This window comes from Mesorhizobium sp. M0184, assembly GCF_040322215.1.
Classification (GTDB): Bacteria; Pseudomonadota; Alphaproteobacteria; order Rhizobiales; family Rhizobiaceae; genus Mesorhizobium.
This window is the reverse complement of sequence record NZ_JAMYSZ010000007.1, coordinates 59,395-80,886: the sequence shown is the minus strand read 5'-3', so window position 1 is coordinate 80,886 and position 21,492 is coordinate 59,395. Positions and strand designations below refer to the sequence as shown.

The 21,492-nt window shown below is 63.3% G+C and carries 29 protein-coding genes; 15 read left to right on the top strand and 14 right to left on the bottom strand.

The window, feature by feature from the left end; genetic code table 11:
* Positions 1 to 284: 284 nt before the first annotated feature.
* The 3 genes from NKJ23_RS11235 (at position 285) to NKJ23_RS11225 (ending at position 1,277) form a co-directional block, all read left to right on the top strand.
* Positions 285 to 488: a hypothetical protein gene (locus NKJ23_RS11235; protein ID WP_352680344.1), complete on the top strand. Its 204-nt coding sequence runs from the start codon at positions 285 to 287 to the stop codon at positions 486 to 488.
* A 125-nt stretch (positions 489 to 613) separates the two neighbouring features.
* Complete coding sequence (locus NKJ23_RS11230) at positions 614 to 907, top strand: DUF982 domain-containing protein (protein ID WP_023676145.1); 294 nt, start codon at positions 614 to 616, stop codon at positions 905 to 907.
* 70 nt (positions 908 to 977) lie between these two features.
* The gene (locus NKJ23_RS11225; RefSeq protein ID WP_023676146.1) at positions 978 to 1,277 is read left to right on the top strand and encodes a DUF982 domain-containing protein; all 300 of its coding nucleotides are present in this window, start codon (positions 978 to 980) and stop codon (positions 1,275 to 1,277) included.
* Between the two features lie 29 nt (positions 1,278 to 1,306).
* Here NKJ23_RS11225 and NKJ23_RS11220 read toward each other — a convergent pair whose 3' ends face one another.
* The 3 genes from NKJ23_RS11220 to NKJ23_RS11210 all read right to left on the bottom strand — a co-directional run bounded on the left by NKJ23_RS11220 (position 1,307) and on the right by NKJ23_RS11210 (position 3,095).
* The gene (locus NKJ23_RS11220) at positions 1,307 to 1,804 is read right to left on the bottom strand and encodes a hypothetical protein (RefSeq protein WP_352680343.1); all 498 of its coding nucleotides are present in this window, start codon (positions 1,802 to 1,804) and stop codon (positions 1,307 to 1,309) included.
* Positions 1,805 to 1,994: 190 nt separating this feature from the next.
* The gene (locus tag NKJ23_RS11215) at positions 1,995 to 2,180 is read right to left on the bottom strand and encodes a hypothetical protein (protein WP_352451523.1); all 186 of its coding nucleotides are present in this window, start codon (positions 2,178 to 2,180) and stop codon (positions 1,995 to 1,997) included.
* A gap of 84 nt (positions 2,181 to 2,264) precedes the next feature.
* Positions 2,265 to 3,095: an SIR2 family NAD-dependent protein deacylase gene (locus tag NKJ23_RS11210; RefSeq protein ID WP_502899027.1), complete on the bottom strand. Its 831-nt coding sequence runs from the start codon at positions 3,093 to 3,095 to the stop codon at positions 2,265 to 2,267.
* A 330-nt stretch (positions 3,096 to 3,425) separates the two neighbouring features.
* Here NKJ23_RS11210 and NKJ23_RS11205 point away from each other — a divergent pair, with 330 nt between their 5' ends.
* Genes NKJ23_RS11205 through NKJ23_RS11165 form a run of 9 tightly spaced genes read left to right on the top strand, consistent with a single transcriptional unit; the run spans position 3,426 to position 11,960 of the window.
* A complete protein-coding gene (locus NKJ23_RS11205) occupies positions 3,426 to 5,219 on the top strand; it encodes a methanol/ethanol family PQQ-dependent dehydrogenase (RefSeq protein WP_352680446.1) in 1,794 nt (597 codons plus the stop codon).
* The gene (locus tag NKJ23_RS11200) at positions 5,200 to 6,063 is read left to right on the top strand and encodes a substrate-binding domain-containing protein (protein WP_352680342.1); all 864 of its coding nucleotides are present in this window, start codon (positions 5,200 to 5,202) and stop codon (positions 6,061 to 6,063) included. Before NKJ23_RS11205 ends, NKJ23_RS11200 begins: the two co-directional genes overlap by 20 nt.
* Before the next feature lies 1 nt (position 6,064).
* Positions 6,065 to 6,598: a c-type cytochrome gene (locus NKJ23_RS11195; protein WP_352680341.1), complete on the top strand. Its 534-nt coding sequence runs from the start codon at positions 6,065 to 6,067 to the stop codon at positions 6,596 to 6,598.
* Positions 6,599 to 6,636: 38 nt separating this feature from the next.
* The gene (coxB, locus tag NKJ23_RS11190; RefSeq protein ID WP_352680340.1) at positions 6,637 to 7,611 is read left to right on the top strand and encodes a cytochrome c oxidase subunit II; all 975 of its coding nucleotides are present in this window, start codon (positions 6,637 to 6,639) and stop codon (positions 7,609 to 7,611) included.
* Entirely contained in the window at positions 7,608 to 9,584 is a 1,977-nt protein-coding gene (ctaD, locus tag NKJ23_RS11185) for a cytochrome c oxidase subunit I (RefSeq protein ID WP_352680339.1), read from the top strand. The genes coxB and ctaD overlap by 4 nt, the downstream gene beginning before the upstream one ends.
* Complete coding sequence (locus NKJ23_RS11180; protein WP_352457412.1) at positions 9,581 to 10,186, top strand: cytochrome c oxidase subunit 3; 606 nt, start codon at positions 9,581 to 9,583, stop codon at positions 10,184 to 10,186. The genes ctaD and NKJ23_RS11180 overlap by 4 nt, the downstream gene beginning before the upstream one ends.
* Position 10,187: 1 nt before the next feature.
* Positions 10,188 to 10,529 (top strand): hypothetical protein, encoded by a 342-nt coding sequence (locus NKJ23_RS11175; protein WP_352680445.1) that lies wholly within the window; start codon positions 10,188 to 10,190, stop codon positions 10,527 to 10,529.
* Positions 10,526 to 11,410 (top strand): cytochrome c oxidase assembly protein, encoded by an 885-nt coding sequence (locus NKJ23_RS11170; protein ID WP_352680338.1) that lies wholly within the window; start codon positions 10,526 to 10,528, stop codon positions 11,408 to 11,410. The genes NKJ23_RS11175 and NKJ23_RS11170 overlap by 4 nt, the downstream gene beginning before the upstream one ends.
* Positions 11,391 to 11,960 (top strand): c-type cytochrome, encoded by a 570-nt coding sequence (locus NKJ23_RS11165; protein ID WP_352457410.1) that lies wholly within the window; start codon positions 11,391 to 11,393, stop codon positions 11,958 to 11,960. Before NKJ23_RS11170 ends, NKJ23_RS11165 begins: the two co-directional genes overlap by 20 nt.
* A gap of 39 nt (positions 11,961 to 11,999) precedes the next feature.
* Here the strand turns inward: NKJ23_RS11165 and NKJ23_RS11160 are convergent, their stop codons facing one another.
* The 6 genes from NKJ23_RS11160 to NKJ23_RS11135 are packed head-to-tail and all read right to left on the bottom strand — an operon-like array spanning position 12,000 to position 16,109.
* Positions 12,000 to 12,473 carry a DUF2269 family protein gene (locus NKJ23_RS11160; protein ID WP_352680337.1) on the bottom strand — a complete coding sequence of 158 codons (474 nt, stop codon included), beginning with the start codon at positions 12,471 to 12,473 and terminating at the stop codon, positions 12,000 to 12,002.
* On the bottom strand, positions 12,473 to 13,759 hold the full coding sequence (locus NKJ23_RS11155) for an SDR family oxidoreductase (RefSeq protein ID WP_352680336.1): 1,287 nt from the start codon (positions 13,757 to 13,759) through the stop codon (positions 12,473 to 12,475). Before NKJ23_RS11155 ends, NKJ23_RS11160 begins: the two co-directional genes overlap by 1 nt.
* 34 nt (positions 13,760 to 13,793) lie before the next feature.
* Positions 13,794 to 14,132, bottom strand: a complete 339-nt coding sequence (locus tag NKJ23_RS11150; protein WP_352680335.1) for a hypothetical protein — start codon at positions 14,130 to 14,132, stop codon at positions 13,794 to 13,796.
* A complete protein-coding gene (locus tag NKJ23_RS11145; RefSeq protein ID WP_352680334.1) occupies positions 14,132 to 14,494 on the bottom strand; it encodes a hypothetical protein in 363 nt (120 codons plus the stop codon). Before NKJ23_RS11145 ends, NKJ23_RS11150 begins: the two co-directional genes overlap by 1 nt.
* A complete protein-coding gene (locus NKJ23_RS11140) occupies positions 14,494 to 15,714 on the bottom strand; it encodes an NRAMP family divalent metal transporter (RefSeq protein WP_352680333.1) in 1,221 nt (406 codons plus the stop codon). The genes NKJ23_RS11145 and NKJ23_RS11140 overlap by 1 nt, the downstream gene beginning before the upstream one ends.
* Positions 15,711 to 16,109 (bottom strand): hypothetical protein, encoded by a 399-nt coding sequence (locus NKJ23_RS11135; RefSeq protein WP_352634563.1) that lies wholly within the window; start codon positions 16,107 to 16,109, stop codon positions 15,711 to 15,713. Before NKJ23_RS11135 ends, NKJ23_RS11140 begins: the two co-directional genes overlap by 4 nt.
* 219 nt (positions 16,110 to 16,328) lie before the next feature.
* Between NKJ23_RS11135 and NKJ23_RS11130 the strand changes: the two genes are divergently transcribed.
* From NKJ23_RS11130 to NKJ23_RS11120, 3 genes are read left to right on the top strand one after another with little or no spacing between them, the layout of a single operon-like run.
* Positions 16,329 to 16,544, top strand: coding sequence for a DUF2934 domain-containing protein (locus NKJ23_RS11130; protein WP_023676165.1), 216 nt, complete (start codon positions 16,329 to 16,331; stop codon positions 16,542 to 16,544).
* A 5-nt stretch (positions 16,545 to 16,549) separates the two neighbouring features.
* A complete protein-coding gene (locus NKJ23_RS11125; RefSeq protein ID WP_280952094.1) occupies positions 16,550 to 16,678 on the top strand; it encodes a hypothetical protein in 129 nt (42 codons plus the stop codon).
* 8 nt (positions 16,679 to 16,686) lie between these two features.
* Positions 16,687 to 16,875: a hypothetical protein gene (locus NKJ23_RS11120; protein WP_352457405.1), complete on the top strand. Its 189-nt coding sequence runs from the start codon at positions 16,687 to 16,689 to the stop codon at positions 16,873 to 16,875.
* Here NKJ23_RS11120 and NKJ23_RS11115 read toward each other — a convergent pair.
* The 5 genes from NKJ23_RS11115 to NKJ23_RS11095 all read right to left on the bottom strand — a co-directional run bounded on the left by NKJ23_RS11115 (position 16,861) and on the right by NKJ23_RS11095 (position 21,484).
* Positions 16,861 to 17,622, bottom strand: a complete 762-nt coding sequence (locus tag NKJ23_RS11115) for a GntR family transcriptional regulator (protein WP_352680332.1) — start codon at positions 17,620 to 17,622, stop codon at positions 16,861 to 16,863. The two genes, NKJ23_RS11120 and NKJ23_RS11115, sit on opposite strands and share 15 nt — an antisense overlap.
* 70 nt (positions 17,623 to 17,692) lie before the next feature.
* The gene (locus tag NKJ23_RS11110) at positions 17,693 to 18,475 is read right to left on the bottom strand and encodes an SDR family NAD(P)-dependent oxidoreductase (protein ID WP_352680331.1); all 783 of its coding nucleotides are present in this window, start codon (positions 18,473 to 18,475) and stop codon (positions 17,693 to 17,695) included.
* 98 nt (positions 18,476 to 18,573) lie between these two features.
* Positions 18,574 to 19,488: a PfkB family carbohydrate kinase gene (locus tag NKJ23_RS11105; RefSeq protein WP_352680330.1), complete on the bottom strand. Its 915-nt coding sequence runs from the start codon at positions 19,486 to 19,488 to the stop codon at positions 18,574 to 18,576.
* Positions 19,485 to 20,684 (bottom strand): mannonate dehydratase, encoded by a 1,200-nt coding sequence (gene uxuA / locus NKJ23_RS11100; RefSeq protein ID WP_352680329.1) that lies wholly within the window; start codon positions 20,682 to 20,684, stop codon positions 19,485 to 19,487. The genes NKJ23_RS11105 and uxuA overlap by 4 nt, the downstream gene beginning before the upstream one ends.
* A 140-nt stretch (positions 20,685 to 20,824) precedes the next feature.
* Positions 20,825 to 21,484, bottom strand: a complete 660-nt coding sequence (locus NKJ23_RS11095; RefSeq protein WP_352680328.1) for a ThuA domain-containing protein — start codon at positions 21,482 to 21,484, stop codon at positions 20,825 to 20,827.
* Between the last annotated feature and the right edge of the window lie 8 nt (positions 21,485 to 21,492).

The following is a 21,492-nucleotide window of genomic DNA, read 5'->3' as shown; positions in this document are numbered from 1 at the left end:
CTCCCGTCCAGAATGAGTTCGTGAGCGCAGACCAGTTAAATGCATTGGGCGAAAGATCGTTCCGGCTGGCGAAAATCACCCGGTCCAGGAACCGGAGCGGCTTGGCTGGGCAATCCCGGCCGACGGCGATATTTTTGACGGAACAACCGTCGGGATCGCGGAGTTGGAATCTAGGCCGTCCGAAAATCCGGGGCGCCGCCATTGGCGTGTCGAAACGCGATTTTCGCAGCGAGCCTGGGCCGCCACCTCAAGGACAGTCCGCCACCTCAAAACAGGAGGAACCCATGGCAGGAAACAAGCACGCCAAAGGCAAAACGCCGGCCGATAGCGACCTTGCCAACGATCCCGGCATCGGCAGTTCCAAGGGCACGATCAAGGAGGGCGACCGGCTCGATCAGGGCGACAACACGTTCGAAGGCGATGTCGAGAACGACACCACGCCTCAAGGCGGTATCAATCCCCGGCAAAAGATGCGGACCAACAAATGACGCCAGCATCGGCCGGCGCACGATCGAACAAACCCTCTGCAACCCGTGCAGCAATCCCGCGTTAAAGAGCATGGGCCTCGCGTCCGCCCAGCGTTGATGCGACAGGCTCTTTCGCGGAGACACAGATGACAAAAAAATCGTTTGGCCGCCCCGTTCCAATTCTCGTCGGCCTTGGTTTCCCTCGCCATGTCGAAAATATCTGGCAGGCCTATGACGTCTTGAACGAATGGCCGAGTCGCGGCCCGGCGCACAAGGCGGCGTTCGACGCCTGTCGCGCCGGGCTGGCTGACGAGGTCGATGCCGAGACCGTGCGCGCGGCATTCGAAGCATTCGCCCGCAAGGCGGGCATTCTGGCGCACGATGTCGCCGCCGAAATACCAGCAGGCACCAATCCCACTGCGGTTCGCGACGTCGGCTAAAATGCCCAGCAGGCCATGTGACCCGCTGAGGCTAATTTATATCAAGGGTGGTTAAATCGGGAGGACCGCCATGCTGGAGATAAAGTTCGATGCTCCGGTTTGCATCTACTTCGGCAAGCCGGGACGATCGCGAATGGTCAGCTCCGTTTTCGAGGCTTCTTACTGCCTCAAAAGCGAGAAATGGCCTGCCCGCAATGCCCCGTTGTCGCTGATGGCGGGAGATGCATTGGATGGCGCCCAGATCGGCCAGATTACGGCAGCGGAAGCCCGCGAAGCATTTATCGACGCGGCTTTGGAAGCGAAGATTCTTGTCGAAGGCGAGCCGCATGACACACATGCCCGGACAGCCTTCATGCCGGACGGTGGGTGAACCGGCAGGCTGCTTCCCCGCAGAGCCGTTTATCGCGAATGGCTGGCTTCCTCGGCCTTTTTCTCCTGCTGCTGCCTGAGGACCTCGTCGGTTCCGACCAGCTTCTTCGATCCGCCGGGGATCGCGGTGGAAACAACGGCCGGCGGGTCGCTTGCGGGGAAAGAATCCTCCAGACCCGCCTGCAGCTGGTCTTCCAGCGTCTGCGGCTCTTCCGAGCGGCCAGGGGTCCTTCGGGTGTCTACATTCTCCAGCGGCTGTGTCATGTCCGGTGAAGACCTGACTTCTCGAATCCAGCCATAGAGCTGTTCGATGGCAAATTCCTTCATTGTGTCGAAATCGGCCTTTTCGTCACGCGATGCCTCGATTTGATCAACCATGGTCTTTTCGAACCGTTCGAGGCTCTCGCTTCCACACGCTCGGCAGAGACGCACCAGCGCCTCGCGCAGTATGAGTGGCGCAAAGTGCGCCGTCGCCTCAAGCCTGAGCTGCTGCAAACGCTCCGGGGTAGCGGCTTGGAACTTCGACATGTTCGACCTCTCGCCTTGTGGAGCATGTCAACGAAAATTGTCGGCGGATGTTCCATCGGTGGTGGCCGGTGCATCGCTTGATCCTCAGCGGTGCGCGCCACCACCGACTGCCATGCGGATACCGAGACCGACGACGAAGCAGCTGTGCCGGATGACCGTCCCGGCCGCCCGCTATGTAGAACCCATGCGGCTACTTCGGCCCGGATTCGCCAGATGCCTTGGTGCCATCGTTGGACCTGCCGGCATTTCGCATCATCTTGAGTGCTTCGTCCCTGGTCAGGCCGCACCTGCGGGCAAAGAAATTGACCTCATAGGCCTGCTCGGCCGACAGGCCGTCTTTGGCATGCACTCTGCGCTTGTGTTTGCGTCCGCTCATACAGGCTTGATCCCGTGAGACTTAGCCTCCCCAACTCACATCGGGCCAACCGGTTCCCCACTGCTTCGTCGCTGCGCAGGCTTTTCAGGCGCCGTCGGGCCGGCCGACCTTGTCCTTGAGTTCGTTCAGGAATGCGAGCAGCGCGTCCTCAGGATCGTCGGCCGCTTCGGTCAGCATATCGATGCCCCAGCGGCCGAGGACAGCCTCCTGGACGATGCTCGGCTGCGACATGAAGATGAAGGATTTCGGGCGATTCTTGTCATAGCCGGAGCGGCGCCAGGTCTGCCAAAGCCGGTGCAGCAGCAGACGGATGTTCATGTCGGACATGCTGTAGCCGATGAACAGGATGGTGCGCCCGAGCGCGTCGGCCCGAAATTTCACGTCGAGCGGCGAATCGAACGACAGCCGGTCGAAATAGTCGGTCTCCGCCAGGACCAAAGATTTGTCGTCGTCGAAATCGCCGTGGAATTTGATGATCTGCGTCACCTCGCCAGTGGCCTTGGGCAAATCCTTCGCATTGGCCACTTTCACAAAGGGCCGGCTATGGATCTCGAAGGCAACTTCGAGATTTCGGTCGTAGTTTGTCGTGTAGATGATCGGAAAATCGAGCGACACGATGAGCTTGTGGATCGCCGAGCCCTGCACTTTCTCCCGCGAGACGCTCCATTCACGATCCATCCAGCTGCGCAAAGGGCCGAGGCTCCCCTGCTTCAGCCGGTAGTATTCGGCAAGCGCCTGATAGCTGGCCTCCGGCGCACCGATCGTATCCTCGTCCAGACCGAGCTCTTTTTGCATGTGTTCGATGAGCTTTTGCCAGGACGGCAAGCCGACGCTCATCGACACCCCGGCTCCAACGAACAAGATCGCTCGCCGCTCTTTTACCGATTGAGCCAGTTGCTCGACTGCAGACAGCATTCGACACAACTGCGAAAAGCGCCGCTCCGTTCCAGCCGAACCCGGACCACCGGGAATAGATTTACTTCCAACGTGCGTGCGAACACTCGGATCGGCTGTTCCGAGCGCCCGGCCGCCGACTTTGGCCAACCGAACCCGACATTTATTTTCGTTGCATTTGGCACTTCTGCGCCGCTCACGCGTTGGAGAGTGTTCAACAAACACGGCGCAGCTGCAGCTAATGGAGCTCTGCGCCAACGTCGGCAAACTCGACAGCCAATGAGGCAAGCGCGACTGGTGGCGGCGAAAAATAGGGTGCCTGGCAAAACGGGAAAGAGGCCATTGGCTGCGATGCTGGGATGGACGCTGCTGGCAGGCTTCGCGCTGACTACCGCGGCGGTTGCTCAGTCAACGTCAAGTCCTGCGATAAATCCGCCTGCCGCAGCTGCTCCGCCCGACGACGGCCAGTGGGCGATGCCGGCAAAGAACTACGCCTCGACCCGCTACAGCGAACTTGCGGAGATCACCGAAGACAACGTCAAAAACCTGCAAGTGGCCTTCACCTTCTCGACCGGCGTCAACAAGGGCCAGGAGGCTGCGCCCCTCGTCGTCGGCAACACGATGTACATCGTGACGCCGTTTCCCAACATCCTCTATGCGCTTGACCTTACCAAGCCCGGCGCGCCGATGAAGTGGAAGTTCGAGCCCAATCCCGAGCCTGCGGCGCAGGGCGTTGCCTGTTGCGACGTGGTCAACCGCGGTGCAGCCTTCTTCGAAGGGCGCATCTATTTCAACACGCTCGATGGCCACACGATCGCCGTCGATGCGGCCACCGGCAAACCGCTCTGGAACACCCACATCGGCAACATCAACATCGGCGAGACCATCACCATGGCGCCGCTGGTGGTGAAGGGCAAAGTGCTGGTCGGCAATTCCGGCGGCGAAATGGGCGTACGCGGCTGGATCAAGGCGCTCGACGCCAGCGACGGGCACGTCGTCTGGACGGCCTACAATACCGGCCCGGACGCCGAGGTGCTGATCGGCCCCGATTTCAAGCCGCATTACGACATGGACAAGGGCAAGGATCTCGGCGTGACGTCGTGGCCGCCCGACGCCTGGAAGATCGGCGGCGGCAATGTGTGGGGCTGGATCTCCTATGACCCGGACCTAAACCTGATCTTCCATGGCACCGGAAATCCCGGTCCGTGGAATCCGGATCTGCGGCCCGGCGACAACAAATGGACCGCCGGAATCTTTGCCCGCGATCCCGACACCGGCGCAGCCAAATGGTTCTATCAATGGACCCCGCACGATCTGCACGACTACGACGGCATCAACGAACAGGTGCTGCTCGACATGACCTGGCAGGGCAAGCCCCGCAAGGTGCTGGTCCGACCGGAACGCAACGGCTACGTCTATCTGTTGGATCGCACCACCGGCGAGGTCCTGTCGGCAGTCCCCTTCGGGCCAGTCAATTCCAGCACGGGCGTCGACCTCAAGACCGGCCGGCTGATTGTAAATCCGGACAAGAAGACCGGCACCGGCAAGGTCGTGCGCGACATCTGCCCGACCGCATCGGGCCTCAAGGACTGGCAGCCTTCGGCATTCTCGCCCAAGACCGGTCTGCTCTACATCCCGCACAACAATCTCTGCATGGACGAAGAGGGCGTCGAGGTGAATTACATCGCCGGCACGCCCTATGTCGGCATGAACGTGCGCATGATCCCGGGGCCGGGCGGCAATCGCGGTGCTTTCACCGCCTGGGATGTCGCCGCCGCCAAGCCGGCGTGGAGCCTGAAGGAGAACTTTCCGGTGTGGAGCGGCGCCGTCGCCACCGCCGGCAACGTCGTGTTCTATGGCACTATGGAAGGCTGGTTCAAGGCGGTCAGCGCCAGGACCGGCGAACTGCTGTGGCAGTTCAAGACGTCGTCCGGCATCATCGGCCAGCCGATCACCTATCGCGGCCCGGACGGGCACCAATATGTCGCGATTCTTTCGGGCGTCGGCGGCTGGGCCGGCGCGATCGTATCCGGCGATCTCGATCCGCGCGACGCCACCGCCGCGCTCGGCTTCGTCAACGTCATGAAGGATCTGAAGGATGTAACCACGCCGGGAGGTACGCTGTATGTGTTCCGGCTCCCTTGAGAAGATCGGCCGAGTTGCGCGCGCACGGCGAAAATCTTCCCGGCGGTTTGGCGCCGCGGTCGGCGCACTGGCGCTCTCGCTCGTCGCCGCCGTTGCCGATGCGCGCGAATTGAGGATCTGCGCCGATCCCAACAACATGCCGTTCTCCAATGCCGCCAGGCAGGGCTTTGAAAACAAGATCGCCGAACTCGTCGCGACGGAGCTTGGTGCGACTGTTTCCTACACGTGGTGGGCACAGCGGCGCGGCTTCGTCCGCAACACGTTGAAAGCCGGCCTGTGCGATCTTGTGCCCGGCACGCCCGCCAATCTCGAGATGCTGCGCACGACCGCGCCCTACTATCGGTCTTCCTATGTGTTCGTGACACGCAAGGATGCGCCCGAAATCACGTCCTTCAACGATCCTCGCCTGCGCGATCTGCACATCGGCGTCCAGCTGATCGGCGATGATGGCGCCAACTCGCCCCCCGTCCAGGCGCTTGGCCGTCGTGGCATCGTCGGCCATCTCATCGGTTTCCCCGTCTATGGCAACTATTCGGCGCCGAACCCGCCAGCGCGCATCATTGAGGCGGTCGCGAATGGCGACATCGATATGGCCGTCGTCTGGGGGCCGTTGGCCGGCTACTTTGCATCCAGGCAGAAGGTGGCGCTGCGGATCACGCCGGTTTCGCCGCGCGTGGACGGCCCGCAACTGCCGATGATCTTCGACATCTCGATGGGCGTGCGCCGTGGCGACGATACGCTGCGCAGCGAGGTGAACGCCGCCCTGACCAGACACCGCGCCGAGATCGACGCGATCCTGGCGACCTACCAGGTGCCCCGCCTCGATCCTGTCGGAGCGCCTTGAAATGAAGCGAGGTCTTCTCTTGCTGGTGTTCGCAATCCTCGCGGTTGCCGCTTGCCAGCGTGAGGAACGCGACACGCGTCCACAGTCGGCGCTCGGCTCGGGCGATCAACCGGCAGCCGTGACTGCCCTCGAGCCGGGCGGCCAACGGCCGACCTCGTCCGACAGCAAGGCCGGCGTGTTCGAGGCCAACGCCTTCCACCTCAGCGAGGGCAAGCGTCTGTTCAACTGGTTCAACTGTTCCGGCTGCCATGCCAATGGCGGCGGTGGCATGGGCCCGGCGCTCATGGACCAGAAGTGGCTCTATGGCAGCTCGATCGAAAGCATCCACGCCACGATCAGGGACGGCCGGCCCAACGGCATGCCGAGCTTCCGCGACACGATCCCGGATGACCAGATCTGGGAGCTTGCTGCCTTCGTCCGGGCGCTGAGCGGCAACGCACCGTCCGCCGCCGCGCCGGGCCGCGACGACGACATGATGCCCCATCCGTCCGAAAATCGCCTGCCGGATGCCGCGACTCTGGGGAAGTCGCCGTGAACCGCCTTGTTTGCAGCGTGTGCTGCGGCGCAGCCTGCATGCTGCTCCTTGCAGGATGCAGCGGCTGGCAATCCGCGCTCGACCCAAAGGGCCCAGCCGCGGGCGAACTCGCATGGCTGATCTGGTTCTTCACCGCGCTGTGCACGGTGGTCTGGCTTCTGGTGATGGCCGTGCTGATCGTGCCATTGGCCCGGCGCGCGGCGCCGCTCGGCGACCCGCTTGTCCTCGACGCTGCCGCCGAGCGCAGCAAGATGCGAATTGTCGTCGCCGCACTCGCCGCTACCGCCCTGATCCTGGTCGGCCTGACGCTGCTGAGCTACTTCGCTAACCGGACGCTCGCCGCCATCGGCTCGGATGCGGCGCTGACGATCCGGGTGACCGGGCATCAATGGTGGTGGGAGGTGCGCTACGAAAACGATCAGCCGAACCGCATCCTGACGACCGCCAATGAAATCCACATCCCGGCGGGCGAGCCGGTGCGGCTTGTGGTGACCTCGACCGACGTTATCCATTCCTTCTGGGTGCCGAACCTCTCGGGCAAGCTGGACCTTATCCCCGGCCACGAGAACGTTCTCGATCTGAAGGCGGACAAGCCCGGCGTCTATCGCGGGCAATGCGCCGAGTTCTGCGGCGCGCAGCATGCCAATATGAGCACCTTCATCATCGCCGAACCTCGGCCCGTCTTCGATGCCTGGCTGAACGATCAGCTGCGGCCGGCGGCCGCCCCCGTGTCGGCCGAGGCCAAAACCGGCCACGACCTGTTCCTCAAACGGCCATGCGTGATGTGCCACAAGATCGGCGGCACCATCGCCGGCGGCACGGTCGCCCCAAACCTCACCCATATCGCAAGCCGGCAAACGCTCGCTGCCGGCACGCTGACAATGAGCCGCGGCAATCTCGCAGCCTGGATAGCCAATCCGCAGGGGATCAAGCCAGGCGCCCACATGCCCGTGGTGCGACTGGACGGGGACGAACTGAATGCGATCGTCGCCTATCTCGAGGGCCTGAAATGAGCAGCGCCGACCTGGCCCGTGAGCGTCGGCTCGCCGGCGAGCGAGCAGCGGCCGGCAAAGGAGACCTGGCCCCCGAGCGCGACGGTCCTCGCGATACCGGCCTCGACGACTCCAGCCTTGACCGCTGGCTGGCGCGGACATGGCAGACGGCGCCGGGCATCATCGGTGCGCTCTCGTGCGTCGACCACAAGATTGTCGCGCGGCGCTACCTGATCACCGCTTTCGCCTTCCTGTGCCTCGGTGGCCTCAGCGCCGTTGCCATGCGCATCCAACTGTCGGGCCCGGAGCGCGGGCTGATCGGGCCCGACCGCTACAACCAGCTGTTCACCATGCATGGCGTGACCATGATGTTCCTGTTTGCAGTGCCGATCGTCCAGGCTACCGGCATCTACCTCGTGCCGCTGATGGTCGGCACCCGCAACATCGCCTTTCCGCGCCTCAATGCATTCAGCTTCTGGATTTATCTCTCCGGTGGCCTCTTCGCCTGGGTGTCGTTTGCACTCGACATGGCGCCCGACGTCGGCTGGTTCTCCTACGTGCCGCTGTCCGGTCCTGAATTCGGGCCGGGCAAGCGTTCCGACGTGTGGGCGCAGATGATCACCTATACCGAAGTGTCATCGTTGGCGGTCGCGGTTGCCACCATCGTCACCGTGCTGAAGCAGCGTGCGCCGGGCATGTCGCTGGACAAGATTCCGCTCTATGTCTGGGCGATGCTGGTCACCTCCTTCGTCATCGTGTTCGCCATGCCGGCGGTCATGATCACGTCGACGTTCCTGATCCTCGACCGCCTGGTCGGCACCCATATCTTCAATCCCGCCGAGGGCGGCGACGTATTGCTGTTCCAGCACCTGTTCTGGTTCTTCGGCCACCCCGAAGTCTACATCATATTCCTGCCGGCTACCGGCATGGTGTCCTCGATCATCGCCGCTTTCGCCCGGCGTCCGGTATTCGGCTATCTGGGCATGGTACTGGCCTTGATCGCGGTCGGCTTTCTGTCGTTCGGCCTGTGGGTTCACCACATGTTCGCAACCGGTCTGCCCAAGCTCGGCGCGAGCTTCTTCACCGCCTCGAGCATGCTGATCGCCATCCCGAACGGGCTGCAGATCTTCTGCTGGCTGGCGACATTGTGGGACGGACGCCCGATAATCAGAACGCCGCTGCTGTTCGTGTTCGGTTTCTTCTTCACGTTCGTCGCGGGCGGCCTGACTGGGGTGATGCTGGCGTCGGTGCCATTGGACCTGCAAGTGCACGACACCTATTTCGTGGTCGCGCATTTCCATTACGTGCTGATCGGCGGGTCGGTGTTCCCGCTGCTCGGCGCGACCTATTTCTGGTTCCCCAAGATCACTGGCCGGATGATGAGCGAACGTCTCGGACGCTGGCACTTCTGGCTTGCCTTCCTAGGCTTCAATGCGGCGTTCTTTCCGATGCACATTGTCGGCCTGTGGGGCATGCCGCGGCGGGTCTACACCTATCCGGTGGAACTCGGCTGGGGCAACATCAACCTGTTCATCACAGCCGGCGCGGTCATCCTGTTCCTAAGCTTCGTTCTGTTCACTATAAACCTGGTGTACAGCGCCTCGAGGGGCGCCCCGGCCGGGGACAATCCCTGGAATGCCGGCACGCTGGAATGGGCGACGAGCTCTCCACCGCCGAGCTATAATTTCGCTCGGATCCCGGTGGTTACCCACGCCGAGCCGCTCTGGGCCGAGCGTGACACGCTGCCTGTCGCGACCGGGCTTCGCGTCGACGCGCGCGAACTTGTCATTTCGACCGTGGCAGAGGCGCATCCAGATGTGCGCGAGAAGTCGGCGACGCCGTCGATCTGGCCATTGTTCGCCGCGCTCGCCGTCGGCGCCACCTTTCTCTATTCGATCTTCAGCCCGTGGGCGGTGGTCTGGGGAGCCGGGCCGATCGCCATCACTTTGATCGGTTGGTTCTGGCCGAAAGGCGATCCGGAGGATGAGGAATGAAACAGCGTCCTGCCGCCGATCTTTCCAAACTCCCGACCTTCGGGATCGGACCGCGCAGCCCGACCTGGTGGGGCACTCTCGCCTTCATGGCGCTGGAGGGCACCGGCTTCGCGCTCGCCGCAGGCACCTATCTTTACCTCGCCTATCTGTCGCCCAAATGGCCATTGGGCGTGCCGCCGCCCAACCATTGGCCGGGCACCATCGTCACGCTGTTGCTGCTCGCCAGCGTGGTGCCCAATCACATACTGAACCGCTACGCCGAAGCCTGTGCCATGGTGCCCGTGCGCATCGGCCTGATCGTCATGTCGCTGCTGGGTATCGCACCGCTTGTCGTGCGGTGGTTCGAATTTCCGGCCCTCAACATTTATTGGGATACCAATGCGTACGGCTCGATGCTGTGGGTCCTGCTCGGCCTTCACACAACGCACCTGATTACCGACGTCGGCGACACGCTGGTGCTGACGGTCCTGATGTTCACGCGCCATGGCTATAGCGGCCGGCGTTTCGGGGACGTTGGCGACAACGTCTTCTACTGGGATTTCGTGGTCGCGACCTGGATCCCGATCTATCTGTTGATCTACTGGATGCCGAGGCTTGACTGAGATGCGTGCGCTTCGCTTGGGCACATCATGGGGCGGGCTGTTGTCCGGGCCTTTGGCCTGGGCGGTATCGACGCAGCTGAATTATGCGTTCGTGGAGTGGCAGTGCGCCCACGGTATTCCCGTCATACCGGTCATTGCGCTGGTGCTGACAGTGCTGGCCTCGCTCGGCGGCGTGCTTTCGTGGCGGGCGCGACAGCAAGGTGGCGCCGCCTTTAAACCGGATCGTACGCGCGGCACCGAGCATTTCGTCGCCAATATCGGCATTCTCAGCGCGGTACTGTTTGGGCTGGTAATCGTCATGCAAGGCGCGGCTTCGCTCATTGTTGACGGCTGCCTACGATGAGCTTCGACGCGCTCTTCTCGACCTCGATCTGCTACGGTGCCGGCGCCCCGCAGGCCGGCTGGACGCTGGCGTTGCCGATCACGCTGCCGCTAACCATGGTCGCACTGCTTTACGCGGCAGGCGCCTTTCGGCTGTGGCGGCGGAGTGCCCGCAGCCGCCCGTTGCGGTTGCGGCAAGCCCTGCTGTTTGCGACCGGCTGGGCCATTTTGGCGGCAGCACTGGTCAGTCCGCTCCACGCATTCGGTGAGCGCGTTTTCACCGCCCACATGATCGAGCACGAGCTGTTGATGGCGGTGGCGGCACCCCTGCTGGTCGCCTCCCGTCCGGCGGCGGCGATGATGTGGGCATTGCCGACCAAGCTGCGGCTGGCATTTGGCGCAGCCGGGCAGGCGAAGGTGCTTCGAACCGTTTGGGCCGCCGTCAGCCGCCCTCTAGCCGCGACCTTCCTGCACGGCGTCGCGATATGGGCGTGGCACGTTCCGGCGCTGTTCGAGGCGGCGCTTGCACAGGGTGTCCTGCATTATGCGCAACATGCCAGCTTCTTCGGTACGGGGCTGCTGTTCTGGTGGGTGCTGCTGCCGCGTTCAGGCCGCGAACAAGCCTACGGCAGCGCAGTCATGCACCTCTTTTTCACCTCGCTGCACACCGGCCTGCTCGGGGTGCTGCTGCTGGTCTCGCCAAGGCTGTGGTACCCGGTAAACGCAGCCGGCGCGGAATTGTGGAGCCTTAGCCCGCTCGAGGACCAACAGCTCGCCGGCTTGGTGATGTGGGTTCCGGCCGGCCTGATTTATGGCGGAGCCGCGTTGCTGCTGGCCGGTCTGTGGATTCGCTCAAGTGGACAGAGAAGACGGGAGGCGTCGCATGCGCTCCAGGCTGTCTAAGCTGGTCATTGGTGCCGGGACGGCGATTGCCGTGCTGGCCGCAGCTTGGGCGGCGCTGACGTTGTGGCCGGAGCGCCTCGTCAGGGTCGCGCATAAGACGGACAATGCCCCTAGCAGCATCGGCGTGCGCGCAACATCGCGCTTCACTCCGTCCGGACCCATCCTCGGCGCCGCGGCAATTGTCGTGCTTGTTGCAGCCCTGGCCGGGATCGCGTTGTACTTCGAGCAAAGCCGTCGAGTGGAGCAGAAGGCCGACAATGCAACCGGCGGTGTTGGCGCCCGCGCCATACCAATCATCATGGCCAATGGCTGTGCCGGATGCCACACGATCACCGGCGTGCCCGGCGCGCAGGGACTGGTCGGTCCACGCCTCGACGCCAGCTTGGCCACCCGGGTCTATATCGGCGGCGTATTGTCCAACAACCCGCGAAACATGGTCCGTTGGATACGCGCCGCAAGAGAGATCAATCCGCACACGGCAATGCCTTCGACCAGAATTTCCGAGCAGGAGGCGCGGGATATCGCGGCCTATCTCTATTCGCTGAAATGAAAGTCATCGCTCATCCCGGCAGCTGCACGCGGCCTGTCTTCACCAGTCGATCGCAGGCCGAGTGATCATCAGCCAGAAAATCCCGAGTACCGCAGCGAAGGCGGGGAAGCCGAAGGCGAACCACAGCCAGAAGAGCCGATGATAGCGCGGCGGCAACGGCGCGCCTGCAGCGGCGGCTTGCGATGCCAGCTTGCGCATCTCCATTTGCATCCAGACGACCGGGAGCCAGAACATTCCGGTGAAGATATAGAGCGCGATCGAAAGTACGATCCAGCTCTCCGACAGCGAGTAGCCTGCCTGCCAGGCGAGCGCAGCTCCGGTCAAAGGCTGCGCGACCACGGCCGTCGCGGTGAAAAGGAAGTCGGCGACGACGACGATACGCGCCACCGCCGCAACCGTCGCGGCATTGCCGGTCCTGTGGGCGAGCAGCATGAAGAAAGCGATACCGGCGCCGGTACCAAGCAGCACGGATGCGCCGATGACATGCAGAAATTTCAGCAGGAAATAGAGCATCAACGCTCCTCCAGCACTGCCAAGGCCACAAAGTGCAGCACCAGGATCGGCAACACCTTGAGGAACGGCCCGAGCGGGTCGTTCCACAGATCGGGGCTCAGGAAGCTTCCGACGACCAGGTAGAAGAGCGAGAGCGCGATGCCGCCATAGAGGCCTTTTCGCGTCGCTGGCCGCCAGGCTAGGAGCGCGCCGACGGCGATGTCGGCAAGAGCACCGGCTATCACGGTCGGCGCCGACAAGATGCCAGCCCCCGTGCTTTGCATCAGCTCGATGCCACCGTTATAGCCGGTGGTCAGCGACACAATACCCGTCACGATCCAGAAGAAGGGCAGGACGACGAAGATCGCAGGCTTGATGAAATACAGCCGGGCAAACCATTTTTCCTGCACCGTTGCCGGATTGAGCGCGAGGAAGCCCGCCAGGGTTTGCGGGCGTATGCCGGTCGCGGCGGTCCAGTCCGAGGGATCTCCAACCGCTCCTCGGGCGATCTCTCTGGCCGCGTTGGTGCGCATCGGTGGACGCCAGCCGAACATCGCGGCAAGGTCGCCGAGGCGGTAGAGAAGCCTTGCAACAGCCGCCGGCAAGACAAACCTGGCTGCAGGAGCCCAGCCGAGCCATCGGCGATAGCTGCCGACGACCTCGTCCATGCTCAGCTGTTCGGGACCGACAAGTTCCAACACGACGCGAGACGGACTGTCGGGATCGAGAAGGAAGACGACTGTTGAGACCACATCGTCGAGTAGTACCACCTGGAGCCGGCCGGTGCCGGGCATGGACGGCAGCACCGGCAGCGAGGCGAGACCCCTAAACAATGCGCTGGCCCCAAACACCGGCCGGCCGAGCACCACGGACGGGCGCAGGATCACCCAATCCAGATCAAGCGCCATAAGCGCTTGGTCGCCGGCCAGTTTCGTCGCCGAGAATGCCGAAGGCTGCGCCCGATCGACGCCTATCGCCGAGAAGTGGATTACCCGGGCAACCCCTGCCCGCGCACAGGCGAGGAAGAGTGCTGCCGCCGCATCGCGATGGACTTCGCGCGTCTTTTCGCGAGGGCTGTCCTGCAGGACGCCGGCACAATTCACGACGGCGTCGACACCCCTGAGATGCGGTAGCCAGTCTTCGGGCTGCAGCGCCGCCGCCATGTCCAGCACCAGCAATTGATAATTGCCGGCCCGGTTTGCGCGGGGGCTGCGGACCAATCCGATCACCTCATGCCTTTCGGAAAGAAGGCGTGCGACGACGGAGGCACCGATCAGGCCGGTGGCGCCGGTAACCAGGACTTTCACTGGACCCCATTCTCCGACGGCGGGAAAGTATCGTTCATTCCGGTTTATCGCCCTCGATACTCCCCTTCATACCGGAAAGTTCTTCCGTCGTGCATAACAACCGCGGCCGCGCCGGGTCGGAGATGTCGAGCTTGTCCCAGGGAATGCGGTACACGCTGTCGCGACCGCGCAATCGAAAGACGTCGAGGACCGCAATGCCGATAGCCGAAGCGGACAGACGCTCGAAGGCCGCGTAGATGCCGACATGGTACTCGGTAACCACCAGGTCGTCGCCATCCGGTTCGGCGCGTATCTCCTCGATACGGCCGATGCTTTTGCCGCGCTGCGAAAGCACATTCCTGCCAGCCAATTGCTCAAGATTGACGGTGGCCATCATCCAGCTCCCGGAATACGCCCAATGACATGATCGCGCAGCCAGTCCTGCCAGTCGAAAATCGCCGTTTCGCGGACGTCGATATCGAACTCGATGTCGACGCCGATGTCGCGCACCTTGTTCCAGGCGATGTGGTGCGGCTCGGCATGGCGCTTGCCGCCGAGCCTTGCCGCAACCCGCGCCATCCAGCGCCCGGGTCGCTCGCCAAGCCGACGCCCCAGCGTGATCGAGCCGAGCTCGACCGCAACGATTTTAGGCGGCTCGCCTGGCCTGAGCTCGGCCACCAGCCCGTCGACCTTGCCGATCTTGACCTGCTCGCGGTCGACCACTTGCTTGTCCAAGATGTCGCGCAGCAACTTCATCACGTGCCTCCGAATATCTGCAAAGGAATGGTCACGATCGCGAGCACGAAACCGAGCGCGATGATGAAGATGACCGCGGCATTCGCTATCATGCCATTGCGGTGCTCGCCGACATAACGCTCGTCATTCAGCAGGAAGAGGAACGGCACCACGGTCAGCGGCAGGCTGGCGGCCGTCAGCGCCATGGAAAAGATGGTGAGCTTCAGCGGATCGAGGCCCAGTGCGATCGGAATGGCGGCGAGAACCAACAAGATTGTATAGACGGTGCTGAAACCCGGGTCGTCGCGCGGTTTCAGGTTCTCGCCCCAGGTCCAGCCGAAACCCTGCGCCACAAGGTAGGCTTGCTGCAGGCCGATTTCGAGCACGGCACCGAAACAGGCAATGCCAAGTGAAGCGACGAACAGGACGAACCCCCAGAAACCGAAGATCTGGATCAGCATCAGCGGCAGTTGGTGGTAGTCGTCGACCCGCTCTATGCCGTGTGCTGCCAGAACGAGCGCCGCCACAATCAGCACACCCATAGCGATTGTGCCGCCAAAACTCATGCCCAGGCCGGCAATCGCCCGATTTGCTCCGAGATAGCTCTTGTCCCACTCGTCCTCGATCGCTCCCGACGAATAGAACATGAACAGATAGGGCGAGATCGACGCACCAAGAATGCTGACCGCCATGAACCAGTAGTTGGCCGCGTCGTGATCCGGCAGTGTGGGCACGGCCCCGGCCGCGACCTGCCCCCAATCGGGCTTCAGCATGACGGCGCCAACCACGAAGCACAGCGTGACCAGCCCGAGGATCGCGACGCCTTTTTCGATGAATCCGAACGTGCCTTTCCAAAGGAACAGCCATGCCAGAAAAGCGACCGGCAGCGCCCACCACTGAAAGCCGATGCCGGTGGCGAGCTCGAGCGCAATGGCAACACCGCCGATTTCGGCTGCCATGACCAGGAAGTTGACCAGCAAGGTCGCAAGCAACGGCCACAGAAAGGCGTTGAAGCCAAACCGTTCCCGGATCCCGTCGGCGATGGTGTGATGGCTAACTGCGGCGAAGCGTCCGGCCATTTCGACCAGGAAGATGATGCAGATCGTGCCCAGGACGACGGCCCATATCAGCTGAAACCTGAACGCCGCGCCGGCCTGAGCGGCGGTCGCCACTGATCCGACCTCAAGAAAGCCGCCAACGCTGGTGACGACGCCGAGCGATATTTCGAGCAGCTTCTTCATGATTTCGGCGCGAAATATTTCGCGTAGGACGTGCTCAGATCGGCGGCGGCGGCCCGCAGATCCTGCTGCGCGTGTTCCACTTCCGAGCGGTTGCCGTTCTGCACGGCCGTCGCCGCGCGCATTGCCGTTGCGGAAAGCCGTCCAACCGCCATCGTCAGACCGGCTTGCCCGCTGGGCTCAGGCGACTTGGCGGACTGGATTTGCGCACCGGCATCGGCGAGCGCCTTGCCGACCGATTGCAAAGTGCGCGACGTGTATTCCGACGGGGCTCCCCCAGCGATCCAGCTCTCCAGGACCAGCGATGCAGTCTGTGTGGCGGAAGCCGCGGTTTTCGACTGCTGCTCGACCTGGTCGGAAGGCGAGCATGCCGTCAATACAAATATTATCAGCAGCAAGCACGGGCGGTCTGGTCGAAGACCGACGGCTGTAACGGCATTTACAATACGTGCTTGTAGCGTTGCTGCCACACGATTGTTCTCCCCGCACTAAGCGACTTCGGCGCGAAGTTTGATCTAGAGCGCTGGGTGATCAGGTCAACTGAACCGCGATGAACGGCGCTGGCACCGCGGAACAAACCAGCGATCGCCGGATTAGGGGATGAGGAGGCAAAGGCCATGGACAGGGAAGAGCGTATCCGGCAGCGAGCCCATGAGATCTGGGAGCGCGAAGGCCGTCCGCAAGGACGTGAGCGCGAGCACTGGGATCAGGCCGTGCAGGAGATCGAAGCTGAGGGTTCCGAGGCCGAACGCGGCCCGGTCGTGCCCGATCCAACGGTCGAGGCCGGCTCCGATCCGGAGGCACGCGGCAGCAAGCGGCGGCGAGGGACATGAGGCCGATGCCTCGTTTCGTCGCCTGGATCGTGGTCGTACTGGTCGTGCTGTTCGCCGCCTGGCTGATGATCGGGCGCGACAGAACCGGCGGCGGAGGTCAGCCCACGCCGCACGCAATTGATCAAAATGGATAGGAGCCGACATGACGGGAACCGATACTCATCCTGAACAAGACCCGGCGGAAGGATCGCGATCGATAGTGGAAAAGCAGCTCCGCAAGGAGCAAGGCGGCGAGGGTCAAGATCGCAAAGCCGAGCCAGCTTCCGACAAATCCGGCAGCAAGACCAAGACGCCTTCGGAAGCGCGCAAGAAAGGCTCAGGCTTGGATTGAGCCGGCCGAAAGCGGGCTCACACTGCCGTTTGCCTCGAAATAATGGGGATAGCGCTCCCGGACGATTTCGAGCACCTCGAAGATGCGGCGAAGATGCGTTCGCATCGCCTCTTCCGCGGCAAGGGCGTCGGCCTGCTCGAGCGCATCGACGATCCGCCGATGTTGGCCGAGAACCACCGACATGCTGTCGAGGCGCGGGAAAGACAGGAAGCGGAAGCGGTCCATGTGCAGCTTCGCCGCGCTGATATCGGCCCAGATTCCGGGGAAGCCGGCATGGCTGGCGATGTGCTGATGGAACAGCTCGTCCGACTTGAAGAAGCGCCTGTCGTCCGCGATGGAGGCGAACGTCTCCTGGACCGCCAGTTCGCCTTTGAGCACGGCAAGCAGGTCGGCACGGCGCGGGCTCTCGACCGCGCGCTTGATCAGGCCGACTTCGAGCGCTTCGCGCAGAAACTGCGATTTCTCGAGATCGGCAATCCGCAGCGGTGCCACCATGCTGCCGCGCTGCGGATAAATGTCGATCAAGCCAAGACCGGCCAGCCGGGCGAGCGCCTCCCTGACCGGCGTGCGGCTCACGCCGAGGGCTTCCGACATCGCCTTTTCAGAAATCAGCTCGTGCGGCTTCAGGCGGAAGGTCAGGATCTGCTCGAGCAAAACCTCGAACGTCCTAGCCGCAACTGAAGCGCCAGGGGCGGTTTCGCCGAGCCGCCCCTCGGTGATGGTCCGCATTCCCAAAAGCCCTGCCATCGGCGACCCCTTATAGGCTCTGCAGCTTCAAGCCGTTCATGAAATGCCTGCGCAAGCAGCAGCGCCGACGTTATTCCTTGCGCGGAGAACCGCCGATGCGCGCCAGCAGGCCGCCATCGACGCGTACGACCTCGCCGGTGAGGAAGGAGGCATCGTCGGACAGCAGGAAGGCGACGACTGCGGCAATCTCTTGCGGCTGGGCGGTACGGCCGAGCGGATGCATATTGTCGAGGATGCGCAGGATCTCGTCGGGCTTATCGTTGAGCTTGACCGCATCCCGCAGCATCGGCGTGTCGACCGCACCCGGAGCGACGGCATTGACGCGCACGCCGAGCGGCGCATAGTCGACGGCCATCGATTTGACCAAGCCGATCAGGCCGTGCTTGGCCGTGCTGTAGGCCAGAACCCCTTCCTGGCTGGCCAGACCCTGCACCGAGCTCATATGGACGATGGCGCCGCGGCTTTGCCGCAGCAGCGGCATCGCCGCGCGGGAGAGCAGGTAGGCAGCCTTGAGGTTGACGTTCATCACCTCGTCCCAAAGCGCCTCGTCCGTGGTCTCCACCGTTCCGTAACGCTGGATGCCGGCATTGTGGGAGAGCATGTCGAGCCCGCCGAACGCGGACCGGGCAAGCTCGACGGCGCGGCCGCAGGCCTCAGTGTCGGCGGTCGAGCCGAGCACGGTGTGCACGGTCACGCCGCGCGCCGAAAGCTGCGCCGCGACCTCATCCAGCTGATCGCCCGCCCGGTCGAACAGGATCAGGTCGACGCCTTGCTCGGCCAGTCTTTCGGCGACAGCACGGCCGATGCCCATGGCCGCCCCCGTGACCAGTGCGCGTTTTTTGAACTCAGCCATTTATCCTCCCTCGAACAGTTGCGCAGGAACTGCCATGGTAGTCGACGGCCGCCACTTGACGTGCTCTTTCCACCGAGCCGGCCCAAGCGGGTTCGGCATCATGTCGATCCTTGCATGAAAGCCAGCGTTTCCGCGCGCGTCGGTGCGCCAAGACGTCCGCCAAAGCGCAGGCATTTCAGGGCGGCGGCGGCGCTGGCCACTGCTATCGCCCGCTCTTCGTCCCAACCTTCGGCCAGGCCGAGAGCGAAGGTGCCGTGGAACACGTCGCCTGCCGCCAGAGTGTCGACGGCTTCGACCCGCGGCGACGGCAGATGACGGACGTCATTGCTGCCCGAGTAGCGGAACACGGTGCCGTTCGCGCCATCGGTGACCGCCACGAAGGCGCCGGTCCGTTCGCCGAGAATGGCGACGGCAGAACCGGCGGATATCTCCGGACCGCAAAGGATGCGTGCCGCCGGCAGCGAAGCAACGACATGCGAGGCGAGCGGCAGCAGCCGGTCGAGCACCGGTCGCGACGCGACATCGGCGTCAAGGATCGCCGGGATGCCGCACTCGCGAGCCTTCGCCAGCGCCAGGGCCGCGGCTCCGGGCCAGCGGACATCAACCAGCACGGCGTCGAAGCGGGAAAAATCCGCGGGCGGAAGACGGTCAGGATCGGCTTGCGTGACTGCATCGTAGAAGGGCACAATCATACGCTCGCCGGCGGCATCGACCAGGATCGTGGCAATGGCCGAGCGGCCATCTTCAACCCTGCGCACCAGCGAACAGTCGACCCGCTCCGCCTCCATCTGGCCGATGACATCGCGGCCGACAGCATCGTCGCCGACGCTTGCCCATAGCCAGACCTGCCCGCCCTGGCGGCTGGCCGACGCGGCGGCACTTGCCGCCATGCCGGCCGCGATCTGCACGGCCTCGCTTGGCAGGAACTTGCCGGCGCCGGAGGGCAGGACATCGAGGCGCAAGATCGTGTCGTAGGTGAGCGCGCCGACGCAGAGCAGGCGGGGCGCCGTCATTGCAGCCGGTAGCCGCGCTGATGGGCAATCGCCGTCATCACGCCTCTCAATTCGGCAAGGCCGCGAAGACGGCCGATCACGGGGTAGCCGGGATGGGTGTGCCGCGCAGCGTCATCGATCAGCTCGTGGCCATGATCCGGGCGAAACGGCAGCAGCGCCGCCGGTTCGCCGGCGTCGCGGCGGCGTTGCTGCTCGTCGAGCAAGATCGAGACCACCGAGACCATGTCGACATCGCCGCTCAGATGCTCGGATTCCATGAACGAGCCGTCCGGGTCCTTGCTGACGTTGCGCAGATGCACGAAGTTTATCTTGTGCGCAAAGCGCCTGGCGATGGCGGGCACGTCATTGGCCGGGTTGGCGCCCAGCGACCCCGTGCACAAGGTGAGGCCGCTATGGGCCGATGGCACGGCGTCCAGGATAAGGGCGATGTCGTCGGCGTTCTTGACGATCCGGCACAGGCCGACGAGATCGCGCGGCGGATCGTCCGGGTGGATCGCCAACGTGACGCCCGCCTCTTCGGCCGCCGGCAGCACGTTTTCGAGAAAACGGACGAGGTTCTCGCGCAGCCGGTCGTGCGACAGGCCCGATTGCTCGGCCACCACTTCGCGCAATTCTGCTATGTCGTAGCGCTTGAAGGCGCCCGGCAGGCCGGCCATGATGTTGGCGAGCAGACGCTCTTTTGACGTATCCGGCGTCGTCTCGAACCATTCGCTCGCCCGCTGGAGAACATCGGACGCATAGTCGCGCTCCGATCCCTTGCGCTGCAGCATGTAGCAATCGAACGCGGCAAGCTCGTGCATGTTCATGCGGAGCGCCCGTCCACCGCCCGGCAGCGGCGCAGCCAGGTCGGTCCGGGTCCAGTCGAGGATCAGCATAAAGTTGTAGCAGACCGTGCGCACACCGCAGGCGCCGAGATTCCGTAAGGTCTGCCTGAAATTGTCGTAGAGCCGGTCGAGATCGCCGCGGCCGAGCTTGATGTCCTCGTGCACGGGCACACTCTCGACGACGCTCCATTTCAGGCCCATCGCCGGATCCGCCTCGATAAGCGCCTGGCGCTGCCTGATAGCGTGGATCGGCCAGACTTCGCCGTAAGGGATGTCGTGCAATGCTGTCACGATGCCGGTTGCGCCGGCCTGCCTTGCGTGGGCAAGCGTTGCCGCGTCGCTCGGACCAAACCATCGCCACGTCTGCTCCATTCGACCTCCAGCTGCGGAATTTCTCGATGAAGACCGCTGGTGTATTGGATACTACCATGGTAGTCAATTTTGCCTGTGTCAGCGTTCGGGCGGCCGCCCTTTAAAAGATTACAACGATACGTGGCGTTCAGATTGAACGGCTATTCAAGGTCCGAGTTTCGGCTGGCCCAAATCGCGCCGCGTTCGAACATCGTGCGCATTTGCGGCACGGCGAACTCGTCGGCGGTGTGCCCGAGCGCGCTGTAGAAGACGCGGCCCTTGCCGTAGCGGCGCTTCCAGACAACCGGCATGACGACGCCGGCGATGAAATCGAGATGCTCGCCGGTGAAAGTAGTCGTCGCCAGCACCTCGTTGGTCGGATCGACATGCATGTAATACTGCTCTGAATGGTAGGCGAAGCCGTCGATGCCCTGCATGACCGGATCGCCTGGCCTGGTGATGTCGACGTGATAGTCGATGATGTTGCCGGGATGGGCGACCCACTGGCCGCCGGTCATGAACTGGTATTCCGGCTCGTTGCGGAAGCTGTCGCACATGGTGCCGTGAAAGCCCGCAAGGCCGGTGCCGGCCCCGACGGCGCTGGTCAGGTTTTGCAGCTCCGGCTTTTCGATTGTCGACATGGTGATCACCGGGACAATGAGATCGAGCTTGCCCAGCTGCGGATCGGCAAGTGCCGAAGTCCCCTGCTCCAGCTGCACGTCGAAGCCGTTGCCGGCCAGCATCTCCTTGACGATTTCGGCGCTTCGGGCCGGGGTGTGACCTTCCCAGCCGCCCCAGAAAATCAGTGCCGTCTTGCTCATCGCATTAT

What these genes read in the sequence shown, in the direction of transcription:
- NKJ23_RS11235 (WP_352680344.1), top strand. Translation starts at nt 285, where the DNA reads ATGGCAGGAAACAAGCACGCCAAAGGCAAAACGCCGGCCGATAGCGAC.
- NKJ23_RS11230 (WP_023676145.1), top strand. Translation starts at nt 614, where the DNA reads ATGACAAAAAAATCGTTTGGCCGCCCCGTTCCAATTCTCGTCGGCCTT.
- NKJ23_RS11225 (WP_023676146.1), top strand. Translation starts at nt 978, where the DNA reads ATGCTGGAGATAAAGTTCGATGCTCCGGTTTGCATCTACTTCGGCAAG.
- NKJ23_RS11220 (WP_352680343.1), bottom strand. Translation starts at nt 1,804, where the DNA reads ATGTCGAAGTTCCAAGCCGCTACCCCGGAGCGTTTGCAGCAGCTCAGG.
- NKJ23_RS11215 (WP_352451523.1), bottom strand. Translation starts at nt 2,180, where the DNA reads ATGAGCGGACGCAAACACAAGCGCAGAGTGCATGCCAAAGACGGCCTG.
- NKJ23_RS11210 (WP_502899027.1), bottom strand. Translation starts at nt 3,095, where the DNA reads ATGCTGTCTGCAGTCGAGCAACTGGCTCAATCGGTAAAAGAGCGGCGA.
- NKJ23_RS11205 (WP_352680446.1), top strand. Translation starts at nt 3,426, where the DNA reads ATGCTGGGATGGACGCTGCTGGCAGGCTTCGCGCTGACTACCGCGGCG.
- NKJ23_RS11200 (WP_352680342.1), top strand. Translation starts at nt 5,200, where the DNA reads ATGTGTTCCGGCTCCCTTGAGAAGATCGGCCGAGTTGCGCGCGCACGG.
- NKJ23_RS11195 (WP_352680341.1), top strand. Translation starts at nt 6,065, where the DNA reads ATGAAGCGAGGTCTTCTCTTGCTGGTGTTCGCAATCCTCGCGGTTGCC.
- coxB (WP_352680340.1), top strand. Translation starts at nt 6,637, where the DNA reads ATGCTGCTCCTTGCAGGATGCAGCGGCTGGCAATCCGCGCTCGACCCA.
- ctaD (WP_352680339.1), top strand. Translation starts at nt 7,608, where the DNA reads ATGAGCAGCGCCGACCTGGCCCGTGAGCGTCGGCTCGCCGGCGAGCGA.
- NKJ23_RS11180 (WP_352457412.1), top strand. Translation starts at nt 9,581, where the DNA reads ATGAAACAGCGTCCTGCCGCCGATCTTTCCAAACTCCCGACCTTCGGG.
- NKJ23_RS11175 (WP_352680445.1), top strand. Translation starts at nt 10,188, where the DNA reads ATGCGTGCGCTTCGCTTGGGCACATCATGGGGCGGGCTGTTGTCCGGG.
- NKJ23_RS11170 (WP_352680338.1), top strand. Translation starts at nt 10,526, where the DNA reads ATGAGCTTCGACGCGCTCTTCTCGACCTCGATCTGCTACGGTGCCGGC.
- NKJ23_RS11165 (WP_352457410.1), top strand. Translation starts at nt 11,391, where the DNA reads ATGCGCTCCAGGCTGTCTAAGCTGGTCATTGGTGCCGGGACGGCGATT.
- NKJ23_RS11160 (WP_352680337.1), bottom strand. Translation starts at nt 12,473, where the DNA reads ATGCTCTATTTCCTGCTGAAATTTCTGCATGTCATCGGCGCATCCGTG.
- NKJ23_RS11150 (WP_352680335.1), bottom strand. Translation starts at nt 14,132, where the DNA reads ATGGCCACCGTCAATCTTGAGCAATTGGCTGGCAGGAATGTGCTTTCG.
- NKJ23_RS11145 (WP_352680334.1), bottom strand. Translation starts at nt 14,494, where the DNA reads ATGAAGTTGCTGCGCGACATCTTGGACAAGCAAGTGGTCGACCGCGAG.
- NKJ23_RS11140 (WP_352680333.1), bottom strand. Translation starts at nt 15,714, where the DNA reads ATGAAGAAGCTGCTCGAAATATCGCTCGGCGTCGTCACCAGCGTTGGC.
- NKJ23_RS11130 (WP_023676165.1), top strand. Translation starts at nt 16,329, where the DNA reads ATGGACAGGGAAGAGCGTATCCGGCAGCGAGCCCATGAGATCTGGGAG.
- NKJ23_RS11125 (WP_280952094.1), top strand. Translation starts at nt 16,550, where the DNA reads ATGCCTCGTTTCGTCGCCTGGATCGTGGTCGTACTGGTCGTGCTGTTC.
- NKJ23_RS11120 (WP_352457405.1), top strand. Translation starts at nt 16,687, where the DNA reads ATGACGGGAACCGATACTCATCCTGAACAAGACCCGGCGGAAGGATCG.
- NKJ23_RS11115 (WP_352680332.1), bottom strand. Translation starts at nt 17,622, where the DNA reads ATGGCAGGGCTTTTGGGAATGCGGACCATCACCGAGGGGCGGCTCGGC.
- NKJ23_RS11110 (WP_352680331.1), bottom strand. Translation starts at nt 18,475, where the DNA reads ATGGCTGAGTTCAAAAAACGCGCACTGGTCACGGGGGCGGCCATGGGC.
- NKJ23_RS11105 (WP_352680330.1), bottom strand. Translation starts at nt 19,488, where the DNA reads ATGACGGCGCCCCGCCTGCTCTGCGTCGGCGCGCTCACCTACGACACG.
- uxuA (WP_352680329.1), bottom strand. Translation starts at nt 20,684, where the DNA reads ATGGAGCAGACGTGGCGATGGTTTGGTCCGAGCGACGCGGCAACGCTT.
- NKJ23_RS11095 (WP_352680328.1), bottom strand. Translation starts at nt 21,484, where the DNA reads ATGAGCAAGACGGCACTGATTTTCTGGGGCGGCTGGGAAGGTCACACC.